This is a genomic window from Runella sp. R5_40 (assembly GCF_057652295.1).
The window spans coordinates 1-320 of sequence record NZ_JBYFCH010000088.1; the positions used below are offsets into that span (position 1 = coordinate 1).

The 320-nt window shown below is 55.0% G+C and carries 1 protein-coding gene; it reads right to left on the bottom strand.

Annotation, left to right across the window (positions count from 1 at the left end; all coding sequences use genetic code 11):
- Positions 1–320 (bottom strand): DUF7507 domain-containing protein (locus tag AC23N5_RS31525; RefSeq protein ID WP_487758577.1); only part of this gene is annotated, 320 nt, incomplete at both ends.

Below are 320 nucleotides of genomic sequence, written 5' to 3' on the forward strand. Positions count from 1 at the left end.
GTCCAGTTGGCGTCCGACAAAGTCAGACCCGTTGGAATATAATCAGAAACCTGAATCGCCGTAGCGTTCACATTGCCCTGATTATAAACCGTGATGGTAAATTTCACCGTATTACCCGGATTGACGCTTGCCGACTGACCCGCCGCCAACGTCTTCTTCAAAGCCAGGTCAAACACTGGTGCAGGCGTCACGGTGATGACCGCTGGGTCTTCATCGTCTTCGTCCGTGGCCGCATCCGTACTACCCACTGTGCCCGTGCCATCGCCGTTGAGCGCATCGTCAGAAGCACTGTTTTCTTTCCCGCCCGCGTCATTACTCGC